General features: G+C 46.9%; 24 protein-coding genes. 1 reads left to right on the top strand and 23 read right to left on the bottom strand.

Going from position 1 to position 24,421, the window contains the following annotated elements; translation table 11 throughout:
• Positions 1–102 precede the first annotated feature (102 nt).
• The 11 genes from scpB to alaS form a co-directional block, all read right to left on the bottom strand.
• Positions 103–672: an SMC-Scp complex subunit ScpB gene (gene scpB / locus ACTNA4_RS07500; RefSeq protein WP_427805858.1), complete on the bottom strand. Its 570-nt coding sequence runs from the start codon at positions 670–672 to the stop codon at positions 103–105.
• Positions 662–1,429, bottom strand: coding sequence for a segregation and condensation protein A (locus ACTNA4_RS07495; protein ID WP_427805859.1), 768 nt, complete (start codon positions 1,427–1,429; stop codon positions 662–664). Before ACTNA4_RS07495 ends, scpB begins: the two co-directional genes overlap by 11 nt.
• A gap of 143 nt (positions 1,430–1,572) precedes the next feature.
• Positions 1,573–2,457 (bottom strand): metallophosphoesterase, encoded by an 885-nt coding sequence (locus ACTNA4_RS07490; protein WP_441025380.1) that lies wholly within the window; start codon positions 2,455–2,457, stop codon positions 1,573–1,575.
• A 24-nt stretch (positions 2,458–2,481) separates the two neighbouring features.
• Positions 2,482–2,754 carry a hypothetical protein gene (locus tag ACTNA4_RS07485; protein WP_441029536.1) on the bottom strand — a complete coding sequence of 91 codons (273 nt, stop codon included), beginning with the start codon at positions 2,752–2,754 and terminating at the stop codon, positions 2,482–2,484.
• A 76-nt stretch (positions 2,755–2,830) separates the two neighbouring features.
• Positions 2,831–3,214 carry a hypothetical protein gene (locus ACTNA4_RS07480; RefSeq protein WP_441029371.1) on the bottom strand — a complete coding sequence of 128 codons (384 nt, stop codon included), beginning with the start codon at positions 3,212–3,214 and terminating at the stop codon, positions 2,831–2,833.
• A gap of 90 nt (positions 3,215–3,304) precedes the next feature.
• Positions 3,305–4,534: a D-alanyl-D-alanine carboxypeptidase family protein gene (locus tag ACTNA4_RS07475; RefSeq protein WP_441029368.1), complete on the bottom strand. Its 1,230-nt coding sequence runs from the start codon at positions 4,532–4,534 to the stop codon at positions 3,305–3,307.
• A gap of 65 nt (positions 4,535–4,599) precedes the next feature.
• A complete protein-coding gene (locus ACTNA4_RS07470; RefSeq protein WP_427820665.1) occupies positions 4,600–4,887 on the bottom strand; it encodes a hypothetical protein in 288 nt (95 codons plus the stop codon).
• A gap of 231 nt (positions 4,888–5,118) precedes the next feature.
• Entirely contained in the window at positions 5,119–6,336 is a 1,218-nt protein-coding gene (locus tag ACTNA4_RS07465; protein WP_427807941.1) for an aspartate aminotransferase family protein, read from the bottom strand.
• A gap of 256 nt (positions 6,337–6,592) precedes the next feature.
• Positions 6,593–7,189 carry a putative ABC transporter permease gene (locus ACTNA4_RS07460; RefSeq protein WP_427807943.1) on the bottom strand — a complete coding sequence of 199 codons (597 nt, stop codon included), beginning with the start codon at positions 7,187–7,189 and terminating at the stop codon, positions 6,593–6,595.
• A gap of 89 nt (positions 7,190–7,278) precedes the next feature.
• Complete coding sequence (gene rpsU, locus ACTNA4_RS07455; RefSeq protein ID WP_004054229.1) at positions 7,279–7,455, bottom strand: 30S ribosomal protein S21; 177 nt, start codon at positions 7,453–7,455, stop codon at positions 7,279–7,281.
• Between the two features lie 142 nt (positions 7,456–7,597).
• The gene (gene alaS / locus ACTNA4_RS07450; RefSeq protein WP_441029365.1) at positions 7,598–10,237 is read right to left on the bottom strand and encodes an alanine--tRNA ligase; all 2,640 of its coding nucleotides are present in this window, start codon (positions 10,235–10,237) and stop codon (positions 7,598–7,600) included.
• Between the two features lie 193 nt (positions 10,238–10,430).
• Between alaS and ACTNA4_RS07445 the strand changes: the two genes are divergently transcribed.
• Positions 10,431–10,634 (top strand): hypothetical protein, encoded by a 204-nt coding sequence (locus ACTNA4_RS07445; protein WP_441029363.1) that lies wholly within the window; start codon positions 10,431–10,433, stop codon positions 10,632–10,634.
• A 70-nt stretch (positions 10,635–10,704) separates the two neighbouring features.
• Here ACTNA4_RS07445 and ACTNA4_RS07440 read toward each other — a convergent pair whose 3' ends face one another.
• The 12 genes from ACTNA4_RS07440 to dxs form a co-directional block, all read right to left on the bottom strand.
• Positions 10,705–10,839, bottom strand: a complete 135-nt coding sequence (locus ACTNA4_RS07440; RefSeq protein ID WP_441029361.1) for a hypothetical protein — start codon at positions 10,837–10,839, stop codon at positions 10,705–10,707.
• 110 nt (positions 10,840–10,949) lie between these two features.
• Entirely contained in the window at positions 10,950–13,424 is a 2,475-nt protein-coding gene (locus ACTNA4_RS07435) for a homocysteine S-methyltransferase family protein (RefSeq protein WP_441029358.1), read from the bottom strand.
• Between the two features lie 24 nt (positions 13,425–13,448).
• Positions 13,449–14,096 (bottom strand): vitamin B12 dependent-methionine synthase activation domain-containing protein, encoded by a 648-nt coding sequence (locus ACTNA4_RS07430; RefSeq protein ID WP_427807951.1) that lies wholly within the window; start codon positions 14,094–14,096, stop codon positions 13,449–13,451.
• An 8-nt stretch (positions 14,097–14,104) separates the two neighbouring features.
• Positions 14,105–14,971: a methylenetetrahydrofolate reductase [NAD(P)H] gene (metF, locus tag ACTNA4_RS07425; RefSeq protein ID WP_427807953.1), complete on the bottom strand. Its 867-nt coding sequence runs from the start codon at positions 14,969–14,971 to the stop codon at positions 14,105–14,107.
• Positions 14,972–15,052: 81 nt separating this feature from the next.
• Positions 15,053–16,489: a glycogen synthase GlgA gene (gene glgA, locus ACTNA4_RS07420; protein WP_427807955.1), complete on the bottom strand. Its 1,437-nt coding sequence runs from the start codon at positions 16,487–16,489 to the stop codon at positions 15,053–15,055.
• 74 nt (positions 16,490–16,563) lie between these two features.
• Positions 16,564–17,352, bottom strand: a complete 789-nt coding sequence (gene spo0A / locus ACTNA4_RS07415; protein ID WP_427807957.1) for a sporulation transcription factor Spo0A — start codon at positions 17,350–17,352, stop codon at positions 16,564–16,566.
• A 125-nt stretch (positions 17,353–17,477) separates the two neighbouring features.
• Positions 17,478–18,545 (bottom strand): SpoIVB peptidase, encoded by a 1,068-nt coding sequence (spoIVB, locus tag ACTNA4_RS07410; protein ID WP_441029355.1) that lies wholly within the window; start codon positions 18,543–18,545, stop codon positions 17,478–17,480.
• Between the two features lie 149 nt (positions 18,546–18,694).
• Positions 18,695–20,368 (bottom strand): DNA repair protein RecN, encoded by a 1,674-nt coding sequence (gene recN / locus ACTNA4_RS07405; RefSeq protein WP_441029352.1) that lies wholly within the window; start codon positions 20,366–20,368, stop codon positions 18,695–18,697.
• Positions 20,369–20,392: 24 nt separating this feature from the next.
• Positions 20,393–20,845, bottom strand: a complete 453-nt coding sequence (gene argR / locus ACTNA4_RS07400; protein ID WP_441029349.1) for an arginine repressor — start codon at positions 20,843–20,845, stop codon at positions 20,393–20,395.
• A gap of 35 nt (positions 20,846–20,880) precedes the next feature.
• Entirely contained in the window at positions 20,881–21,714 is an 834-nt protein-coding gene (locus ACTNA4_RS07395) for an NAD(+)/NADH kinase (RefSeq protein ID WP_427807963.1), read from the bottom strand.
• Between the two features lie 19 nt (positions 21,715–21,733).
• The gene (locus tag ACTNA4_RS07390) at positions 21,734–22,540 is read right to left on the bottom strand and encodes a TlyA family RNA methyltransferase (RefSeq protein WP_427807965.1); all 807 of its coding nucleotides are present in this window, start codon (positions 22,538–22,540) and stop codon (positions 21,734–21,736) included.
• Positions 22,541–22,546: 6 nt separating this feature from the next.
• Positions 22,547–24,418, bottom strand: coding sequence for a 1-deoxy-D-xylulose-5-phosphate synthase (dxs, locus tag ACTNA4_RS07385; RefSeq protein ID WP_441017709.1), 1,872 nt, complete (start codon positions 24,416–24,418; stop codon positions 22,547–22,549).
• Between the last annotated feature and the right edge of the window lie 3 nt (positions 24,419–24,421).

Below are 24,421 nucleotides of genomic sequence, written 5' to 3'. Positions count from 1 at the left end.
ACTGCAACTAAAAAAGCTGCAGAAAATGTATACAGGAATGATCCTGTTTCCTACAATTTCTGCAGCTTTCTGCTTTTTACATGTATAATACCTCTGTCCCGGTTATATATCCAGCTTCAGCTGAACTTCGTCTTCGGCCTCTTCTTTGAATGTCTCCATCTTCTCCGCATCGATTCCCGGCAGCTCATCCAGCGACGTTACGCTGAATCTTCGAAGAAATTCTTCAGTGGTTCCGAATAACAACGGTCGCCCCGGTGCGTCGAGCCTTCCCACCTCACAGACAAGATTGTACTCGATCAGTTTATTCACGGCATGGTCTGATTTCACACCACGGATCTTCTCGATCTCCAGTCTGGTAACCGGCTGTTTGTACGCGATGATCGAAAGCGTCTCCAGCATGACATCGGTGAGGACGTAGCGCTTTGGCTGCTTGGCGATCCGGATCAAATACTCATACATTTCCGGCTTCGTGGCAAGCTGAAAGGAATCCTCCAGTTCAATGATGCGGATTCCCCTGCCTTCCTTCTCATATTGGTCCATCATGTTGTGAATGATTTTCTTTGTAGTTGGCACATCCTGTTCGATTGCCGCAGCGATCTTGCTGACTTCAACCGAATCACCCATGGCAAATAAAATCGCCTCGATTATGCCTTGCAGCTGTTTAATCTTCATTATGTTCCCCTTCATTCTCGTTCGAGGTAATCAGTATATCATCAAACGTATGTTCCTGATAAATCGTAATCTTTCCGATTTTCATAAGTTCTAATATTGCAAGAAATGTAACGATCACCTGGACCTTGGATGCCTGTCTAGTAAGTAGATCCCGGAAGCTGAAGTTGCGGTGTACTTTCGCATACTCTTCCACATAATTCAGTTTCTCAGGCAATGTCACTTCTTCCTTCTCAATCTTTCCGAATTTACTTCGGATTGGATCCGTCTTCTCCGTCTGTCGTTTTAATACTTCCTGGAAAATGTCATTCAGCTTCGAAAGGGTTAGATCCCCGAGAAGCTCATCCAGATCCACAGGCTCGACATAGCTCTTGACAACATCGGGAAGCGTTTCCTCCTTGTAATAAATCTTCTCTCCGTCTACCTGACGATCCCGAAGCTCATAAGACATATATTTGTACATCTTATATTGGAGGAGCTGTTCCACCAGTTCCTGTCTCGGGTCCTCTTCTTCGCCCTCTTCGTTGACTTCCTTCGGCAGGAGCATACGGCACTTAATGTCCAGAAGCGTGGCTGCCATCAGCAGGAATTCACTCATAATGTTCAGATCTTCCCGTTCCATATCTCGGATATATTCCATATACTGGTTGGTGATTTCCACGATCGGAATATCGTAAATATCTATTTTATTTTTATCAATCAGATGCAGAAGAAGGTCCAACGGCCCCTCAAACACCTGCAGTTTTACCGGAATTCCCATATTCTTACTGCCTTTCCGTCTGTCGAATCAAAGCGTGTCCGTGCACTAGAACAGTGTAACACACTTCTGGCTTTCGGGCAAATAGATCTTACAAATCCACTGAAATAAGCCCATGGCAATATCCACAGGCATAAATCATTCTTCTACATTCCATGAATATGAAGCACGATCAGCTCCGCCGGATTGAACAGACGGATATTGATCGTATGCGTCCCCAGTCCTTTGCTGACTACAATACTTGTATCTCCCTCTTTGTAGCAGTCGCCGGAATATTTCGGGAACAGCCCTACTTGAGGGCTGATGACGCCTCCCAGTACAGGGAGCCGCATAACGCCCCCGTGAAGGTGACCGGAAAGAATCAGATCCGCTCCCCATTCTTTGTAGATCGTGACAAATTCCGGGTGATGCACCATCAGAACATTCCATGCCTGCGGATCTGCCTGTCCCAGTCCGTCTTTCATATCCTGCAGGGAAGGCTCCATCCTGCCGAATCTGGCATAACATTCCGAAGGCATCTTCATTCCATACAGAAGAACCCGAGTGCCTTCCCATTCCATCTCGCAGGATTCATTGATCAGAAAATGGATTCCGGCCTGTTCCAGTTCTTTCTTATATTTCCAGTAGCTGTCGCCGTAATTTTCCGGATCTTCAAGCATCCTCTGTTCATGGTTTCCGAGCGCGCAATATACCGGGGCAAATTCGGTCAGTTTTTTCATGCATTCTGCCGCCTTTCCCCAGGAACTCTCCCTGCCGCCATGCGTATTTCTATTTGCCACAAGCATATCCCCGCCGCAGAGGATCAGATCCGGTTTCTGCTCCCGAATCTTTTCCAGAAGCTTACCATTCTCCTCTCCGTATTCGCGGTTATGAAGATCACTTAAAAATACGATTCTTTTATCTTCCATTTCAGGAGGAAGCTTCGGTGTCCTGATCTCGTATTCCGTCACTACAAACCGATGTGTCTCCCGGTATATTTCAGCTAATATGAGCAGCACTGCCGCTATGAGGGCAGCAAGTAAATATATCATTCTGCAAATCTCCTTAAAGTCATCTTAATCTCGTTCTACCCGTTCTATCATACAGGAATGTTCTTTGCTCTTCGGATCGTAATTAATTCCAACCAACAGAATATCTGCTCCATAATCCTTAATTGCAGCAGCCACCTCTTCCGCATCCATATTCAATGTAGCATCCAGAAGATGATCAGAGTTACGAATCAGCTTTGCAATTTCTGTATGCTTCCCTGTAGTTACAGCACGAACAAATTTCTCACGTGCATCTTTGCTGCAAATGATTTTCCAAAACGTCGTGGTCTGCTTACACATGTCATCTTATCGCTTGTTCCAAGTGTACTGTTAATAAACGATATCAACCCTGTCTTATCTACATATATTCCTTTTCTTACAGTTTCAAACCCAGCATTTCCATGGTACTTATATCATATCTGATTTTTGAATATTTGTACACCTGATTTATAAATTCTTCTAACCGAGGATCGTATGGTCCGTCACAATAGAACCCCGGCCAGAGCGAGGGTAAACTTCGCTTTGACCGGGGCTTTTCTCCCTCGGCATCTTCTGTCGGTTCTGTGGTGATAACGCCATCGTCCCACTTATGATTCAGAGCATCTACCTCGCGGGTTTCGGTAACCTTGCAAACAGTGCAGGTTCTGGTTTCCTCACCCTTTTCGGTACAGGTAGGCTCGGTGATAACAGTCCATTCACCCCACGCATGCTCTTTGCAGAAAGGTTTCCAGGTGATGGTGCCGCCGTAGTTCTGCATCACATCGCTTGTCCAGGTCTCATTCCCGCCGGGATAGAAAGCTGTAGCCGTAACTCCTTCGAAAGCATTTTCCTGAATTTCCGGTGCATCTCCTTAAACTGTCATTTCTTCCAATACGTCCAGCAATGCCGAAAAAAATGTCATCGCTCCGACATCTTCTTTTGCATAAATGGCAACTTCACCAATCTTTTCTCCGTTCAGCTTGTAGCTTACCCGCCCGATGGTATCGCCCTTTTTCACCGGTGCATCGAGTTCTTCCACCGTTATTTCTTTCGTTATGGCATTCAGATCTGCACCTGTTACATCCACATACTGAAAGGAATTCTCGGCTTCGCCTTCAACCTGTTTTTCAATTCCCCTGGTCACTTCTGCAAAAATCGGCTCCTCGAGCACATTTTCATCGACAAAACGGCTGCATTTTCCAAAACCGTAGTTCAGCATGGAAATCGCATCCTTGACACGGGTTTTGGAATCCGGCTCAGCCATGACAACAGCGATCATTTCAATCCCGTCTTTTTCAGCCGTTGCCGAAAGGCAGAACTTTGCCTTACTGGTGGAGCCGGTCTTCAGTCCTGTCGCGTATTCGTACTGGCGAATCAATTTATTGGTGTTGGTGAGACCGAATTCGCTGGTTCCTTTAGCAGTCGTGTGGGTGATATTTTCCATCCAGATCATCGAATACTTATGAATCTCTGGATATTTTGTGATGAGTTCCCGAGACATCAGTGCGATATCTCTTGCGGTCGTGAGGTGTCCGTCCGTATCCAGTCCGTTGCAGTTTACGAAATGAGTATGTTCCATTCCAAGCCCCTTGGCACGTTCGTTCATCTTCTGTACAAAGGCCTGCTCACTGCCACAGATCAATTCGGACATTGCCACACAGGCGTCGTTCGCACTTGCCACAGAAATGCATTTGATCATAGTTTCCACGCTCTGCTTTTCTCCCGGTTCCAGAAACACCTGGGATCCGCCCATGGATGCCGCATACTCGGAAGTCGTCACCTCATCCTCCAGATGGATCTGTCCACTCTCAAGAGCATCAAAAATGAGCAGAAGTGTCATGATCTTGGTCACACTCGCAGGCGGAAGCTCCTTGTCGGCCTCCTTCTCATAGAGAACTTTCCCGGAGGAAGCTTCCATAATTATTCCTGACTCTGCGGAAATGCCGAGTTCTTCTGTATTTTCTTCTTTTTCCCCGGAATCATCCTGGATATTGCCGGTTGTTTGCGTTTCTTCATTCGCCAGGCTGACCAGGCATGGCATCCTATAACTCGTCTGCAGGCACAGTACGATTCCCAGAAATACAGTCAGAAATCTACGCATAAAACAGCTCCTTCACCGATTCGTCTGTTACTAATAAATGCCATGCCGCATTAAAATAGAACCTTCTATCCTATGTTTCCGTTATATTCTTTTCCTTTTTCATTAAACCAGTCCAGCGCTTCGCAGATTCCTTCTTCTGCAAAGGCAAATTCTTTCGTCTCTTTTTTTTCCTCCGGAGTGTTGTCGTAATTGTACGGTCCTTCCCAGACCGTACCCAGAAGGATCGTCTCCTTCTCGCCATCCTCAGATTCTTTTTCTTCTTTTCCCAGTCGGAAATTCATCTTTCCCATACTTCCGTTAAACTTTGCCTTTTTATAAAAATTCAGCGGAAAAAGCTGCATCCGTTTCAACATTGATTTATCCCTCCATTGTAAATAACCGCCTTATATACGGAACCATTTGAAAGAAATATACTGCCAAATCACAAAAATAGCAAGCTCATTTTATTATATACATGACAACTCACAATAATCCAATGGACCATTTTCTCAAATGCATGGAACAAAAAAAGGCATTGCCATGCTTTGTGATGTTCGCATGCAATGCCTTTATTTGCAATATTTATGATTGTTTCACGCCGTCTTCTATTCTCCTGTCACTTCAAGGATCGCATCTCTCATGATCTCGATTGCCTGATCAATGTGATCTTTGGTAAGTGTAAGTGGCGGAATCATACGGTTTACATTGTTTCCGATCGCCGTGATCAGAAGTTTTCTGCGGAAGCATGCCCATTTCACATCCAATGCAATCGGCATATCGTATTCGCAGCCTACCAGGAGTCCTTTTCCTCTTGCTTCTTTTACATGTGGAAGGGTTGCAAGTTTTTCTTTGAAGTATTCTCCCATTACTTTTGCGTTTCCGCTCAGGTCGTTGTCCAGAATCTCTGTGATAGATGCAAGAGATGCAGCACATGCAAGAGGATGTCCACCGTATGTAGAACCATGTGTTCCTGATGTAAATACTTTCGCAACCTCTTCACTTGCACAGCAAGCTCCGATCGGCATTCCGCCGCCCATTGCTTTCGCCATAGTTACACAGTCCGGTTTTACTCCGTATCCCATGAATGCCATCGGAGAACCTGTACGTCCCCATCCGGTCTGTACTTCATCAAGAAGGAGAAGCATTCCTCTCTCATCGCAGAGCTTGCGAAGTCCTTCGATGAATTCCTGTGTTGCCGGATGTACACCGCCTTCGCCCTGTACCGGCTCGATCATGATCGCGATCGTATTTTCTGTTACTTTTGATTTGAAATCTTCCAGATCATTGTATTTTGCATAAGAGAATCCAGGAAGCATCGGTTTGAATCCAAGCTGGCATGCATTGTCCGGCTGACCTGTTGCTGAAAGTGCTCCGTAGGTTCTGCCATGGAAACCGTTGACAGCTGTTACGATATGGTAATGTTCCGGGCCGTATTTTTCAACACCGTATTTTCTTGCCATTTTGATCATGCATTCATTAGCTTCTGTTCCTGAGTTCTGGAAGAAAATCTTATCCATCCCGATCGTGTCACAGATTTTTTTTGCAAGGAGTGCCTGCGGTACGGTATATGGGTAGTTGAAGGTATGCATAATATCATCAACCTGATCCTTGATTGCCGCAACTACTTTCGGATTTCTGTTTCCGGCACTGTTTACAGCAACACCGCCATAGAAGTCAAGATATGCAACGCCTTTTTCATCATACAGATACATTCCCTCTGCTCTCTCTGCGATGAAATCGTAACGTGCATAGGTTTCTACCATGTATTTGTTTACAATGGCTTTCAATTCTTCTGCTGTTAATCCTGTGTCTTTGAGTTTCATAAGAAATTCCTCCCATTTTCTTTATTGTTGTAAGAAATATCAAAATGAAGTAGATTTGACTCCCACCAAGAGTAACTTGCGCAACTCGCCACCTATGAAGGTGGGAGTCTTATCTTCTTTCAAGATAAAAAAAAGCGCCATGTACATCCTGTACATGACGCCTTTGTCATTTAACGATTATGAGTATATACCTCAGTCTAAAATTTGTCAACACAAAATTTTTACAAAAAAATTATAGATATTTCAGATAAATTTTCTAAATAAAATTACGGATATTCTCTTTTATTCTTTCGATCGGTCCGGTAACACATTCCGGCATATCATCCTTTTTTACATTGTAGAAGGATGAAAGAAAATCCATACCGAATACGGTGATCAGTACCGAACCTGCCACCCGTCCTACATAAAGCGGGATCAATGCCACGATTCCCTCCACTGTGTTCTGCAGGAACATGAAGAGAAACAAGGTATAGAACCCCCAGGCGATCGAACTTTCGAGACAGATTATCCCTTTATAGTTGAAAGGTTTTTCATTATAATCCCACCAGACTTCTCCGAACACCTTCTGCATCAGAAGTGCGGTCAGATATTCCAGAATGGTTGCGAAAAAGGATCCCATGAAAAACAACAGGACACGATTCTCGCTGTATGGCCTGAGGAGAAAAAATACAGTCAGCGCCCCCACACCATAGATTGGACAGAACGGACCTCTTCCGAATCCCCTGTTCGTCAGCTTTTTATTACAAAAGGACATATAGATCGATTCGACGAGCCATCCCAGCATTCCGTAAGTCAGGAACCACATGACTAATTCATAACTTCCAACTCCAAAAATCACTCTATTCCACCACATATCCATTCCTCCGGCACTTGGCCCTTCGACCTCCTGCCCGCTAAAAAAATGAGGTGTTGATATTCAAACACCTCATTATTCTGCACATATTAATTATATTTACGTTTTCTAGCAGCTTCGGATTTCTTTTTACGTCTTACGCTTGGTTTTTCGTAATGTTCTCTCTTACGAATCTCCTGCTGAATTCCTGCCTTTGCGCAGTTTCTTTTGAATCTGCGTAAAGCGCTGTCTAACGTCTCGTTTTCTTTTACGATTACATTTGACATAGTCTCACACCTAACCTCCCCTCCAGCCTTGTATTGTGCATTATACGACTGTTCGGGTATTTTATTGCACTACACATGATTATAGCATATTTTTTAATACAGTCAAGAATTTTCTTTAAAAATATGCCAAATTATGCATAATTTATTGAATCTGTCCTGCTAAAACCTCTTTCACTTTTGCAAGTGCATCCGGAATGCCTGCCGGATTCTTTCCGCCTGCCTGTGCCATGTTCGGGCGTCCGCCGCCGCCACCGCCAACGCAGGATGCGATTGCCTTGATCAGATTTCCGGCATGAGCGCCTTTCTTCATTGCTCCGTCGGTTGCGGTTGCCATCAGGCTGACTTTGCCGCCTGCAGCAGATGCAATCACGACCACACCTTCTCCAAGCTTCTCTTTGAGCTGGTCGCCGAGATCGCGAAGTCCGTTCATATCCATATCTTCTACGCTGACAGCAAGAACCTTCACTCCGTTCACTTCTTCTACCTGGCTCATCACATCGCCCATAGCGTCCTTTGCCAGTTTGCTCTTCAGGCTCTCGACTTCGCTGTGAAGTTCTTTGTTCTCAGCCTGCAGATGCGTGATCTTCTCAGTGAGATTATCCGGGGTCGCCTTCAGAAGCTTCGCAGCTTCGTGCATCTTTTCTTCCAGAGCCGCGTAATATTTCATAAGTCCTTTGGAAGTCAACGCTTCGATACGGCGCACGCCGGCTGCCACACCGCTCTCGGATATGATCTTAAATGCTCCGATTTCTCCTGTATTTGCAACGTGGGTTCCTCCACAGAATTCGATGGAGTAATCACTCATATTGACAACTCGTACAATATCACCGTATTTTTCACCGAAAAGTGCCTGTGCTCCGGTCTTTCTTGCTTCTTCGATCGGCATATTCTTCGCGATAACCTGAAGGGATCTGGAAATGCTGTCGTTGACCATATCTTCGGTCCTCTGCAATTCTTCCGGTGTCATTGCAGAGAAATGCGAGAAGTCAAAACGCAGTCTTTCGTCATTTACGCTGGAACCTGCCTGTTCAACATGAGTTCCGAGAACCGTGCGGAGTGCTTTCTGAAGCAGATGAGTCGCACTGTGGTTTCTTGCGCAGAGAGAACGTCTCTCGGCATCTACGGTAAGTGTTACCGTATCTCCTGCTTTCATCATTCCGCGGGTCATGCGTCCGATATGACCGATCTTGCCGCCGAGCAGTTTTACAACATCTTCTACGATGAATTCTCCATCTCCGCAGCTGATCACGCCGTGGTCAGCTTCCTGTCCGCCGCTGGTTGCGTAGAACGGAGTCTTCTCTACAAAAATGGTTCCTCTTTCTCCATCTGACAGTGCATCCACAACCTCTTCGTCGGTTGTAAGAACGGTGATCTTTGATTCATAGGTCAGGTTATCATATCCGACAAATTCGGATGTCACGGAAGGATCGATGGATTCGTAAACGGTCACGTCTGCGCCCATATAATTTGTCACTTTACGTGCTTTTCTTGCAGTCTGACGCTGTACTTCCATAGCGGCCTTGAATCCGTCTTCATCCACATCCATGTTCTCTTCTTCCAGGATCTCTTTCGTCAGATCAAGCGGGAATCCGTAGGTATCATATAATTTGAATGCATCCTCGCCGGACAGAGTCTTTACGCCTTCTACCACCATCTTCTCTTTCATCTCATTGAGAATGACAAGGCCCTGATCGATCGTCCTGTCGAACTGCTCTTCTTCTTTGCGAATCACATTCATGATAAAGTCTTTCTTCTCTTCCAGCTCCGGATAGCCGTCCTTGGAACCTTCGATTACAGTCTCTGCAAGCTTGGTCAGAAAACCGCCCTCGATGTTCAAAAGTCTTCCGTGACGGCAGGCACGGCGGAGAAGTCTTCTCAGCACATAGCCGCGTCCTTCATTGGAAGGCATGATTCCATCGGAAATCATGAACGATATGGAACGAATATGGTCGGTGATCACGCGAAGGGATACGTCTGTATTATAATCTTCACCGTAAGACACACCTGCAAGTTCGCATACCTGATCGCGAAGTGCCTTCAGTGTATCAATATCGAACATGGAATCTACATCCTGTACGATACATGCAAGTCTCTCAAGTCCCATACCGGTATCAATGTTCTTCTGTTCCAGTTCTGTATAATTGTTATGTCCGTCATTGTCAAACTGGGTAAATACGTTGTTCCAGATCTCCATGTATCGGTCACATTCACATCCTACGGTACATCCCGGTTTGCCGCAGCCGTATTTCTCACCGCGGTCATAATAGATCTCAGAACATGGACCGCACGGGCCTGAACCATGCTCCCAGAAATTGTCTTCTTTTCCAAAACGGAAAATCCGCTCCGGAGCGATTCCGATTTCTTTATTCCAGATCTCAAATGCTTCATCGTCATCCAGATATACAGACGGATATAATCTGTTCGGGTCCAGTCCCACAACTTCTGTCAAGAACTCCCATGACCAGTGGATTGCTTCTCTCTTAAAGTAATCTCCAAAAGAGAAGTTACCGAGCATTTCAAAAAATGTACCGTGACGTGCTGTCTTTCCAACATTTTCAATATCACCGGTACGAATACACTTCTGGCAGGTCGTCACACGACGTCTCGGCGGGATCTCCTGTCCGGTAAAATACGGCTTTAACGGTGCCATACCGGAGTTGATCAGCAAAAGGCTGTTGTCGTTGTGCGGTACCAGCGAAAAACTCTTCATCTTCAAATGGTCCTTACTCTCAAAAAACTCAAGGAACATACGTCTTAATTCGTTTACTCCGTACGCTTTCATCTTTTTCCTCCTATACTGTATCGTGCAAAATTCTGCACGCAATTTGCTAAAGTTTAATTATAAAGATTGTGGGGAGGTTTGTCAACTGTTTCGCGTTGGAAAATGGGGACGCCCCCGCCTGGCAGGGATGGTTCCCGGACTCGCTTTCGCTCGGGCAAAAACGCAGCGGTACTATGATGCCAGGGCGCCGCGCATGCGGCTGCTGCCATCAAGTGCCGGCGTTTTTGACGGTCCGGGAACCATACCTGTCAGGCGGGGGCTGTGCATTTCCATGGGGGAGGATGTGCATTTTCTGGGAGAAGATGTGCATTTTCTGGGGGAGGATGTGCATTTTCTGGGGGAGGATGTGGTTTTCCTGGGTGGGGCTCAATTGGGTCCCATAGATGGGACCGATTGAGCGGGGGAAGTCAGACAAATAAAAAGATTCTCCGGATTTATGGTCCGGAGAATCTTTTTATCTGTCTTCATTATTTTTCTTCAGCTGTGGTTTTGGCGTTTTTGCGGTCGCGCAGTTTTTTTCCGGTCAGGATTCCGAGGAATGCGAAGACTGCTATGATAGCCATTTTAATAAGTGTGCTGATTAGTGTTGAGAAAAATGCCATACTCGTGCCTCCCTTGCTAAACTAGTTTTATCATAACATATGAATGGGTTCTTTTCAAATCAATTTTCACATAATTTGTGGTTTTTGTGGCTTGATTTTATGAATTTTTTCTAAACTTTGTTTTCTGTTCCGAAGAGGGACTGGGCGTAGTGTACGGACTGCATGGCGTCTTTGCCGTAGAAGTCGGCGTCGATCATGTCGGCGTATTCCTGGTTGAGGACGGCGCCTCCTACCATGACGCGGCAGTCGGGCTTTTTCTCGCGGAGCTGGCGGATGGTTTCTTCCATGCTGACTACGGTGGTGGTCATGAGTGCGCTTAGGCCTACGAGTGTCACTTCTTCTTCAATTGCTTTTTCTACGATAAGTTCCGGCGGTACATCTTTGCCGAGGTCCAGGACTTCGAAGCCGTAGTTTTCGAGAAGGACTTTGACGATGTTTTTGCCGATATCGTGAATGTCGCCTTTGACGGTTGCAAGGATGATTTTTTCTTTTTTTTCTTCGGCAGCTCCGGATTCGGCGAGTACGTCTTTGATAACGGCAAAGGCGATTTTTGCGGCGTCGGCACTCATGAGGAGCTGGGGAAGGAACACGGTTCCTTTTTCAAAGCCGTCTCCAACGACGTTGAGTGCGGGGATCAGTTCCTGCTGGATGATCTCCATCGCATCCCGTGTTTTCACGAGTTCCCGGGTGAGATGATGGGCTTCTTCCTTCAGGCCTTTTTCGATTGCGTATTTTAATGTCAGTGTGTTCCCGGTATCTGTGCCCACCGGCTGGGAGGGGCCGTTTCCGCCCGCTATCCGGAGTGTTCCGTTTCCGCCTGCCACCTGTGCCGCAGCTTTTTCCGCCGCTGCCTGTGCAGCATATTTGGTGATATAGGAGGTACAGTTTTCATCGTATCCCATCAGTGCGAGGAATGCGTCGTAAGATTTCATCATTTCTTCGGAGGAAGGATTGATGATGCCTGCCGTCAGTCCGTTCTGCATCGCCATGGTGTAGAAATGGCTGTTGATCACCGGTCTTTTGGGAAGTCCGAAGGAAATGTTGGATACGCCGAGTACGGTGCGCACTCCGTAGATCTCTCGCACTTTTCTGAGGGCTTCCAGGGTGACTTTTGCACCGTCCTTCTCGGAGCTGATGGTCATGGTCAGCACATCGATAACAATATCTTTCTTCCTGATTCCGTATTTTGCGGCTTCTTCGATGATTTTTCCGGCGATCTTCACTCTTCCGTCTGCATCGGAAGGTATTCCCTGTTCGTCTAAGGTCAGCCCGACTACGACACCACCGTATTTTTTCACCAGCGGGAAGACGGCGTTCATGGATTCCTGTTTGCCGCTAACGGAGTTAAGCATAGGTTTGCCGTTGTAGATCCGCATGGCGGCTTCCATGGCCTTTGCGTCTACCGTGTCGATTTGCAGCGGAAGGCTGGTCACGCTCTGAAGCTGGGTCACTACATCCTTCATCATCTGCACTTCATCGATATCCGGCAGTCCCACATTGACATCCAGAATGTGCGCACCCTTCTCCTGCTGTGTGATTCCCTCTTTGAGGATGTAATCCATATCGTGCGCTTTCAATGCTTCTTTAAACCTTTTTTTGCCGGTCGGATTGATGCGCTCACCGATAATAAGCGGCATATCCCCTAAAATCACTGCTTTCCCATAGGAGGAAACGATGGTATCCTCCTTCTCTTCCACCGGAAGGATTGGATGGTCCTTGCAGGCTTCCACCATTCTTCGGATATGATCAGGTGTGGTTCCACAGCAGCCTCCGATGACGCAGGCACCCTCTTCTACGATTTTCTTCATCGTGGCGGCAAAACGTTCCGGCTCTACATCATAATATGTCTCCCCGTTCTTCTGCTTCGGAAGTCCCGCATTTGGCTTTACGATGACCGGAAGAGAGGTGTAGCGTCGCATCGCTTTCAGAAGTGGAAGCATCTGGTCCGGTCCGAGGCCGCAGTTCATTCCGATGGCATCGACTCCCAGTCCTTCAAGCATCGCCACAACGGACGGGACATCTCCACCGGTCAGAAGTTTTCCCCGCTCATCGAAGATCATCGTGGCAAATACCGGAAGGGAGGTGTTTTCTTTCGCGGCAAGTACCGCAGCTTTCACCTCGTAGGTGTCACTCATGGTTTCTATATGGATGAGATCTGCACCGTTCTTTTCTCCGAGGGTGGCAGCTTCTGCAAATGCGCGGTACGCATCCTCAAAATCCAGATCGCCCATGGGCTTTAACAACTTACCGGTGGGTCCCATATCGAGTGCCACATAGGTTTCTCTTCCATCCAGCACTCCCTGCTCCTGTGCCCGCTTTGCATTTTTCACGGCAGCACAGATAACTTTCTCCAGTGACCAGTTGTCATCATGGAATTTGCAGGCATTTGCCCCGAACGTATTGGTCAGGACGATGTCGCTGCCTGCTTCAAAATATCTCCGGTGGATCTCCTCGACCTCTTCCGGGTGCTTCAGATTCCATACTTCAGGGAGCTCTCCCGGTTCCAGTCCCCGTTCCTGGAGAAGCGTCCCCATTCCTCCGTCAAAAAAGAGCAGTTCTCTGCCCAGTCTTTCTCGTATACTCATGTCCATTGCTCCTTCTAACTTCTTCTAGTTTCTTCTGTAAATGCAGTCTGTCTTCCCACAGGATTCACAGCCTTTGATATGACATTTCTCATCGGAATCGCTGATCCCGATCAGTGCAGTCACAGATTTGACCGGTGTAAGCATATAGCTGTCCGTCATCGTAAGGCCGATCGTTTTGGCCGTATCCAGCATTTGCAGAATGTCCTTCTGATGATGAATATCAAAATCCCCGTACCCGGGACTGAATCGTGGTCTGAGCCATTTTTCCTGTTGCCTTAGCTCTTCACCGATCTTCTCCTGGAGCTGATCCAGATATTCCTCCAGATACGCTGCGGCGCAGGCCTGAAGTACCACCGTCTTGGCCATATCTGTGAGGGAGAACCGCTTCATCATCAGATCCACGCCGGTCCCCAGTGTAGCTCCAAGCAGAACCACACTGCCGCATCCCTTCAGGTTCCTTCCGAGACTCCTGCTTGTAATATTCATTTTTCCTATTTGTAATTCGTTCTCCCCTGTATGTTCACATTCAAAAATGCGGTAGATGGATTTCGCTGCCGCACATGCTTCCAGATCCCTGAAAGAGTCTGAAATCAGCCCAAGCGTTCCCTCATCTACCGCGTGTTTTCCATAACCAAGGTAACGAATCGCTTCTTTCGTCCTTAAGTCTGTCATAGTTACACCTATTTCATAATTTCTGAAAGATTTGCCATGATTGCCGCTGCAACCTCCGGCTTATTCATAGAATAAATATGGATATTCTGTATTCCGTTTGCAATCAGATCGATGATCTGGTCTGTCGCATAAGCGATTCCGGCCTGCTGCATTGCCGCCGGATTATCTCCGAATTTATCCACTACCGCGAGAAATCTCTGCGGAAGCACAGTTCCGGAGAGCGAACAAATCCTTGCGATCTGCTTACCGTTTGTAACCGGCATGATTCCGGGAAGCACCGGAACCGTGATCCCTTTTTCGCGGATACGATAAAGGAAATTATAAAGAATACTGTTATCGAAAAACATCTGTGTCGTAAGAAAATCCACACCGCAGTCCACTTTTTCTTTCAAATGGAGAATGTCTTCATCCTTGCTTGCAGATTCTACATGTCCTTCCGGATAGCAGGCTGCGCCAATACAGAAATCTCCCTGTTCTTTGATGTCCCGGATCAGTTCGGATGCATAGTGATACTGTCCCGGAATCGGGAAACTGGCGTCTTTCGGAATATCTCCCCTAAGTGCAAGAATATTTTCAATTCCCTCTTCTTTCAGCCGGTCGATCACTGCATGAACTTCTTCCCTTGTGGAAGACGCGCAAGTCAGATGTGCGAGACTCGGCACACCCAGATCTTTCTTAATGTGTGAAGCGATCTTCACTGTATTCTTGCTCGTTCCGCCGCCGGCACCATAGGTAACACTGATATAAGAGGGCTTCAGAGCAGCGATTTTCTCCACCGCTCCCATAACGGATTCAAAGCCTGCATCTGTCTTCGGCGGAAATACTTCAAATGAAATATGTACTTTATTTTCCTGTAGTCTTTCTTTGATTTTCATTCTTTCTCTCCTATTCTAACATACTTATCTTCCATTATATCTCAATACCGACTCTCTTACTAGGGATAATTTTACCAAATATTACATTCCTTCATAGAGATCTTCATATAATCTTGCTGAATTGCTCCATGAGAAGTCTTTCTGCATGCCTCGTTCCACGATCTTGTTCCAGTCACGTTTTCTATCATAATAAATACGTTCTGCATAACGGATCGTTCCAAGCATCTCATGCGCATTAAAGTTCATAAAACTGAATCCGGTTCCCGTCTTCTCGAACTCGTTGTACGGCTCAACCGTATCTTTCAGTCCACCGGTCTCACGAACGATCGGTACGGTTCCGTAACGAAGGCTCATAAGCTGACTCAGTCCGCAAGGTTCAAAAAGTGACGGCATCAGGAATGCATCACAGGATGCATACACTTTGTGTGACATCGGCTCGGAATAATAGATATTGGCACTGACTTTCTCCGGATATTTCCATGCGAAATAACGAAAGCTGTTCTCATAGCGTTCTTCTCCGGTACCAAGAATGACGATCTCCACCTCATCCTGACAAAGTTCATCCATTACATAGTTGACCAGGTCAAATCCCTTCTGGTCTGTCAGTCGGGATACAATACCGATCAGCATCTTATGAGGATCTTTTTCCAGGCCAAGCTCTTCCTGAAGTGCGGTCTTATTCTTCACTTTTTCCTTGCGGAATGTCTCAATAGAATAATTTTTCACAATGTTCGGGTCTGTCTCCGGATTGAACTCATTGTAGTCAATTCCATTTACAATTCCGGAGAGACAATTGGAACGGGCATTCATAAGTCCGTTCAGCTTTTCTCCGTAAAATGGTGTCTTTATTTCTTCTGCGTAGGTATTGCTTACCGTTGTCACGCGGTCTGAATACACGATACCGCCTTTGAGGAAGTTGGCATCCCGGTATGCCTCCAGTTTATCCGGTGTGAAATAGTAATCCGGAAGTCCGGTGATATCACGAACCGTTTTCTTATCCCACACGCCCTGGAACTTCAGATTATGGATGGTAAATACAGTCTTGATTCCTCTGAAATACTCATTTCCGTAACGGAAGTTGTCAAGAAATACCGGGACAAGTCCTGTCTGCCAATCGTGGCAGTGAATAATATCGGGGCGGAAATCCAGGAGCGGGAGTGCGCAAAGCGCTGCTTTGGAGAAAAATGCGAACTTCTCAATATCATAGGCAATATCTCCATACGGCTTCGGTCCGTTAAAATAATATTCGTTATCAATAAAATAGAATGTAACACCTTCGTACTGAAGTTCCAGAATTCCCACATACTGCTGCCGCCAATTCAGATCCATATAAAAATGAGTCTTATAAACAAGCTGATTCTTCCATTCTTCCTTCATACATACATACTTTGGAATCATCACACGCACGTCGTATTTCTTTTTGTCAAAATATTTCGGAAGTGAGCCGACAACATCTGCAAGGCCTCCCGTTTTAATAAATGGCACCGCTTCCGATGCTACAAACAATATCTTTTTCATCCTGCGCCCTCCTTCTTCTCTCTTGCGGCTTTCTAGCTACTAATTATACCGCAAAAACGGCGATTTGAAAAGATTTATCTGTGCTTTGACTGTAATCGGATCGTATCTGCGACAAGCGCGATAAACTCAGAATTTGTAGGCTTGCCTTTTCCATTGCTTACTGTATACCCGAACAGCCGCTCCAGCGTGTCGAGTTTTCCTCTGCTCCATGCAACTTCGATCGCATGGCGTATTGCTCTTTCTACTCTGCTCGCCGTGGTCTGATGTTTTTTCGCCACGGTCGGATACAGAATCTTGGTAATCGCATTCAGAATATCCATATCGTCTACGACCATCAATATCGAATCCCGAAGATAATGATATCCCTTGATGTGTGCCGGTATCCCGATCTCATGAAGAAGATCCGTCACTTGTTTTTCCAGGTTCTCCTGCATGTCCGGTCCTTTTGTAACCATCGTTTCTTCTTTCCGGTCCGCCGCTTTTGTTCCGTGGCCGGTACTTTTTATCCGCTGTAGCACAGTCTCATTGTTGAAAGGTTTTAAAATGTAGTATGATGCACCTTTTTCAAAGGCATCTTCCGTAATCCGCTCCTGTCCGATTGCGGTCACAACAATGAAATTGGGTTGTTTTTTGACCGCCTTATCCTGGCTCACAAGTTCCATCACACTGATCCCGTCCATTTTCGGCATGATCAGATCCAGAAGTACAACATCCGGTTCCTCTTCTTTGATAATATGATACATATCCTCCCCGTTGTTCGCCTTTCCAACAAGATTCAATTCCTGATCACTTTCGATAATTTCGCTCAATAAATCCAGCATTCGTTCATTATCGTCGGCAATCGCAACATTCAGCCTTTCCATAAAGTTATACCCTCCTTCGATTTGACAGCAGATTTACGGCTGTTACGGGAAACATTATATGCTCCTGAATTTGCCGGATACAAGAAAACAAAGTCGTAAAAATTAGACATTTTTCGCGCTTGACGCTATTCGTCAAGATTCTCCAGCATATTTTCGATGAAAATGCCGTAGCCTTTTGTCGAATCCTGTACGAAAACATGCGTGACTGCTCCCACAATTTTTCCGTCCTGCAAAATAGGACTTCCACTCATTCCCTGCACAATTCCGCCTGTTATTCTCAAAAGTTCCTCATCGGTGACCCGGATCTCGATTCCCTTATTGACCTCCCCCGGGTGTAAGTCGATTTTTGTAATCTGAATCTCATAATCTTTTACTTCACCGCTTACGGCGCATCGGATATACGCTTTCCCTGTTTTGATTTCTTCTTTCGAAGCTGCCGGATAGGCCTCCTGGTTCTTGAACACCTTATCTACCCGGTCGATTTTCCCATAGATTCCCGTTTCCGTATTGCTCGTTATACTTCCGAGTACATTGTAGTGATTATATACAATGATTCCTTCCATGCCTCCCGGACAGCCATTCTGCCCTTTTTTGATGTTTTGTATACTGGTTTCATAAAGAGTGCCTTCTGATATTTCCAAAAGCTCACTCGTGTCCACATCATGGATTCCGTGACCAAGCGCTCCGAACTCGCTGTTCGCATTCAGAAATGTGATGGTTCCGAGTCCCTGCACATTGTCCCTTACCCAGATGCCAAGTTTATACTTCCCCTCTTCATCCTTTGCAGGATGAATCTTTACATCAATATACTCCATTTTTCTACGTAAGTGCAGAATTACGGTTTTTTTCGACAAATTCTGCATAACTTCGATGAGTTCCTGCTTATTTTCTACCTCTTCTTCATCGATTCCGACGATATAATCTCCGTCTTTCACCAGATGTTTTGCAGGGGAAGTTGAGCTCCCGTCACTGCTTTTGATCTCGTCTGTGCCGAGTACCATCACTCCGTCCGTCTCCATGTATATGCCTATTGGCATTCCTCCCGGAATCAACAGATTCTCGGATCCGGTGCCTGCGCTCACCTCTTTTTTCAGTTCCTCCCTTTTTATCTGCAGGAAGCAGTAGCTGCCGCCGACCGTCACGGCAAACACCAATAAAATAATCAGCATTCTTCGATACCATCTGACTGTCATGTCTGTTCCCCTTTCTCCTGCTTTTTCTGAAGATTCTGATGAAAAAACGTAAGTGTTCAGAGCCAACTTTGAAACCACTGCTCGGCTCTGAACAGATACAAAAAAAGCAGGAAACTTGTGTTCCTGCTTTTAGTATGCAAAAAATATCTTTATTTTAAACCGGATGCCAGATTTTTCATTTCTTCGGCATTGCGAAGCACTGCATCCGTGATCTGGGCGCCTCCCAGAATCCGCGCCAGTTCTCTTACGGATGCTTCTTCGTCCAGCCGGGAAATGCTGGTTTTCGTCACATGATTTTCCACTTTTTTTTCGATCGCATAATGGGCATCCGCCATCGCTGCGATCTGCGCCAGATGGGTAATGCAAATCACCTGATGTTTCCGCCCGATCACGCCCATCTTCTCGGAGACCTTCTGCGCCGTGCGTCCGCTGATCCCCACATCGATTTCGTCGAATATCAGTGTCTCGATCTCATCTTTATCTGCAAGAACCGACTTGATTGCCAGCATGATTCGGGATAGTTCACCGCCGGATGCGACCTCCGCCAGCGGCTTTTGGGGCTGTCCCGGATTCATGGAAATCATAAACTCCACATCATCGGTTCCTTCCGCTGTGTAATCCTGGGTTTTTGTGAACCGGATCTCGAACTGCACTTCAAGAAAATTCAGGTCCAGAAGCCCTTCCAGGATCTTTTCCTGCAGTTTTTTTGCCTCTTTTTGACGAATCCGGCTCAGTTTTTCGCACAACTCCCCTAATCTGTCCTCTGCTTCTTTTACGCGGACTTTCAGGGTATCCAGATAATGATCGTAATCCTGAAGGATCTGAAGTCGCTGCTGCTGTTTTTCACAGTATTCGAGAATCTCCGTCACGGTGTTGCCGTATTTGGACTTGAGGTGATTGATATCGTTCAGTCTGCTCTCCACTTCATAGAAAGCTTCCGGTGAAAAAGACAGCGAATCCGTGTATTCCCTGAGTTCCCGGCTGAAATCGCCCAGCAGATTCTCCACTTCCAGTATCTGGCCGTACAGCTCTTCCGTATGCTTGTCGTATCCGGTCGCATCTGCGATGGCACGGACGGCACGCCCCAGAAGTTCGCCTGCATTTTCCTGGTTCTCTCCTGCCAGATAGGCATAGGCCTCTTCCAGACTCTCTGCGATTCGTTTGCCGGACACCATCTTTCGATATGTTTCTTCTATTTCCAAATCTTCTTCTTCGGATAGTCCCGCATTCTGGATCTCTTCGATCTCAAATTCCAGGAAGGAAATCTCCTTCAGTCTCTGAGCTTCATCCGTATCCGCCTCGTTCAGTTCCTTTTGCACGGCACGATATGTCCGGTACGCTTCCTGTACCTGTTTTTTCACACCGTCCGCATCCTTGGCAAATGCATCGAGTATGGCCAGGTGATTCTTTTTATAAAGCAGGGATTGATGCTCATGCTGTCCGTGTATATCAATAAGCGCCGATGCCACTTCCCGGATCTTAGAGGCTGTCACCGTCTCCCCGTTGATCCGGCTCACACTTCTGGAGCCCGTCAGTTTGCGGCTGATGATGATCTGCCCGTCATCCGGATGAATCTCCAGCTCTTCAAGCTTGCGGATCGTCTCAGGAGAATTCACGGAAAAGGTAAGCTCTACAAGCCCCGCATCCGTTCCTTTTCGCAGCATATCAGCTGAATAGCGCCCGCCGAGGGCAAGACTCACACTTCCCAATACGATTGATTTTCCTGCCCCAGTCTCTCCGGTCAGAATATTCAGACCTTCCGCAAAATCCACTTCGACCTCATCGATCAGGGCGAGATTCTTCACATGTAGATTCTGTAACATGCTTCCTCCTGTTCTACTTTTCAGCTACTTCGCGAGCAGCTTCTTGATCTTTTCCATCAAAAGGATGGTATCATCCACACTTCGCACCGCGCACATCACGGTGTCGTCTCCGGCAATACATCCCACCAGTTCTGTCCATTTCATCGCGTCCAGAGCGGCCCCCACTGCCATCGCCATCCCGGAGACCGTCTTGATGACCAGAATATTCTGTGCCATATCCATGGACACGAATCCGTCACGCAGAATGCGGATATACTTTTCTCCCATGGCAGTATTTCCGCTTTCCAGTACTGCGTATTTCTGTTTTCCGTTCTCAGCCGGAACTTTCGTAAGCTTGAGGTCCCGGATATCTCTGGACACCGTTGCCTGTGTCACATGGAAACCAACCTGGTTCAGCCGCTCTGCAAGTTCTTCCTGTGTCTCGATCCGGTATTTATTTATAAGTTCTACTATTTTCGCGTGTCGGTTTACTTTCATGTTCCAGTTCCTTTCCATATTTATCAGGCAATGCCCTAATTTCCCTTCATCTTCTCACGCATAGTCTCCAGGAAACTGATCTTGCTCAATTTGACGATTTTCGCCGTCTCCCAGGCTTTTTTAATTCTCACCCGGTCTCCGGTATGCAAAGGAATCACATCTGCCCCGTCAAAACTGATCGCCGCCTCTTCACACTGTCCTGCACGATGAGCTCCAATCTCAATCACGATCTCATCATCTCCCGAAAAAACAATGCTCCGTGAATTCAGTCCGTGTGAACAGATCGGGGTGACCACGATGAGCGATGCCCTGGGCTCCACAATCGGGCCGCCTGCCGAAAGGTTATATGCGGTCGATCCGGTCGGTGTAGAAATAATGATTCCGTCTGCTTTATACGAATTTAAAAATTCCCCATTGACATACAGATTGATCTGGATGATTTTCATCAGTCCGCTTCTTGTGACAACAATATCGTTCAGTGCCACATCCCGCATCTGATTCGGGCCGGAACCGTAGAGCATCATTCTGTTCTCGATCGCATAGTTGCCTGTCATCAGCTGTTCGATGGCGCGCTCCACATTCTGGACCTCTACTTCCGTCAGATATCCAAGCGTTCCCATATTGATGCCAAGCATAGGAATCTCTCTTCCGAACAAGGTTCTGGATGCCTGGATGAACGTTCCGTCGCCTCCAACGACCAGTGCACAGTCGATCTGATTCGGTATCGTCTCCGGTCTGATCTTCTCATAGTCATCCTTCTGGCAAAGGATACAGGTCTTCCCGTAAGACTCAATACACTCTTTGATCCGAGTCGTTATTCGATAGTCTTCGTCTTTTGCATAATTTGTAATAATATAAAATCGTTCCATTTTCAGCCTCATATCCCTGTTATGCAAGTGTGTCAAACGCCGCATCCGTCACCTGACGGATCCGTACACCTTCCTCCACTTTTGCTTCTTCCGGCGGGCATTTCTGCAAATGAACCAGATATTCGATATTACCTTCCGGTCCTTTGATCGGCGAAAACTCCAGCGCCTTTACCTTAAATCCTATGGAAACGGCATATTCTGTCACTTTCTCAATCACTTCAACATGAGTACTTTTTTCCCTGACCACTCCTTTTTTACCGACTTTCTCACGCCCCGCCTCAAACTGTGGTTTGATCAGTGCCACGATTTCCCCATCATCTTTCAGATAATTCCGGATCGGAAGGAGCACCTTGGTAAGGGAAATGAAGGAGACATCGATGGAAGAAAAATCAATCGGCTCGCCGAGATCTTCCGGAACCACATAGCGGATATTGGTCTTCTCCATGCAGACAACACGCTCATCCTGTCTTAGCTTCCAGTCAAGCTGCCCTCTTCCGACATCAATTGCAAATACTTTTCTGGCTCCATTTTGCAGCATACAGTCCGTAAAGCCTCCCGTAGAGGATCCCACATCGGTGCACACCTTGCCCTCCATGGAGACATCAAAATTCTTCATCGCTTTCTCCAGCTTCAGCCCTCCCCGGCTCACATAAGGAAGGGTATGCCCTTTTACTTCAATCTTTACATCTTCGAAAAATGTGGTTCCCGCTTTATCTTCTCTCTGTCCGTCCACAAACACATTGCCGGACATGATGATTGCCTTTGCTTTCTCTCTGGAGGCTGCCAGACCCTGCTTTACAAGTAATACATCCAACCGTTCTTTCATGTCTTTTTATCCTCTCCGTCCCATATATTCCGTCATGACTCGCTTCGCTATGGACTCATCATCCATCAGGACTTCCCGGCGCAGTACATCCACACTGCCGTGTTCAATATAATCATCCGGCAATGCGATCATAAGTACCTTCATCTTCAATCCTTTTCTGGAAACAAAATCCAACACTCTTTCTCCGTAACCGCCACTTTTGACATTTTCTTCGATCGTAACGAGAAGTTCATGTTCACCTGCCAGTGCAAGGAGCATTTCTTCATCGATCGGTTTCACGAAGCGCGCGTTGATCAGCGTGCAGTTGTAACCGGTATCCTTCAGCTGTTCACGTACACGCACGGCCGTTTCAAACATATGTCCCACACTCAGGATGGCAATGGAATCCTCCTCGAAAATCGCTTCACTCTTGCCGTAGACGATCGGCTGACGGTATTCTTTGAATCCGTCGTACGCCGTGCCACGGGGATACCGAAGCGCGGCCGGTGCTCCCATTTTTACCGCAAAGCGCAGCATGTCTGCCAGTTCCCATTTATTCTTCGGTGACATCACCGTCATATTCGGCACCATCGAAAGATAGGACAGATCAAAATCGCCCTGATGCGTCTCGCCGTCGCTTCCTACCAGACCTGCCCTGTCAATGGCAAACACGACCGGAAGCTTCTGCAGACATACATCGTGGATGATCTGATCAAATCCCCTCTGCAGGAAAGATGAGTAAACCGCAAATACCGGATGAAGGCCGGCTGCCGCAAGTCCCGCCGCGAACGTCACGCCATGCCCTTCGGCGATCCCCACATCGAAGAACCGGTCCGGGAAATGCTTATGGAAAGCGGCAAGTCCTGTTCCGTCCTCCATCGCAGCCGTGATTGCCACCAGACGTTCATCCTTTTTCCCAAGATCCAGCATGACTTTGGAAAACACATCCGTGTAAGAATCTTTCGCACTCTTTGTCAACGGCTCTCCCGTTACGATGTCAAATGGCCCGGTTCCGTGGAATTTCGACGGATCCTGCTCTGCCGGGAGGTATCCTTTTCCTTTGCGGGTCAGCACATGAAGAAGCACCGGCCCTTTCACTCTCTTTGCTTCTTTGAACGCCCGGCAGAGTGCTTTCAGGTTATGCCCGTCCACCGGTCCTAAATATTTGATCCCCATATCTTCAAAAAACATACCCGGCACAAAGAGCTGTTTGATGCTGCTCTTCGTCTTGCGCATATGTTTTACGAGCTTCTCGCCGCCGACCGGAATGCTTCCCACCACCGTCTCAACCGCATTTTTCAAGTCAGTATAGGCCTTGGCGGTGCGCAGTCCGTCCAGATACTGGGACATTCCGCCCACATTCTGGGAAATAGACATTTTGTTATCATTTAACACAATAATAAAATTAGTTTTGAGTGTGGCCGCGTTGTTGAGTGCCTCGTAAGCCATTCCTCCCGTCAGGGATCCATCACCGATGACGGAAATCACATGATAATCCTCCCCGAGGATATCCCGCGCACACACATATCCAAGCCCCGCGGAAATGGAAGTGGAGCTGTGTCCCGTGTCAAATGCGTCACAGTCACTTTCCTTTCTTTTCGGGAATCCGCTCATGCCGCCATATTTTCTCAAATCATCAAACCCGTCTTTTCTTCCGGTCAGAATCTTATGGGTATAGGATTGGTGGCCCACATCCCAGATAATCTTATCCTCCGGAAGATCGAAATTCAAATGCATGGCCATGGTGAGTTCCACCACACCAAGATTGGAGGCAAGATGCCCTCCGGTTCGGCTGATTTTATCTATGAGAAATTTCCGGATCTCAAGAGCCAGTTCATCCAGCTCCTCGTCCTTCAATTTTTTGATATCATTTGCTTTCTGAATCTGTTCCAGATACATGCC

It is taken from the genome of Bariatricus sp. HCP28S3_A7 (assembly GCF_052066375.1).
In the GTDB taxonomy this organism is placed as follows: Bacteria; Bacillota; Clostridia; order Lachnospirales; family Lachnospiraceae; genus Allocoprococcus.
The sequence above is the reverse complement of the archived record's forward strand: the minus strand, read 5'-3'. Positions and strand labels throughout refer to the sequence as shown.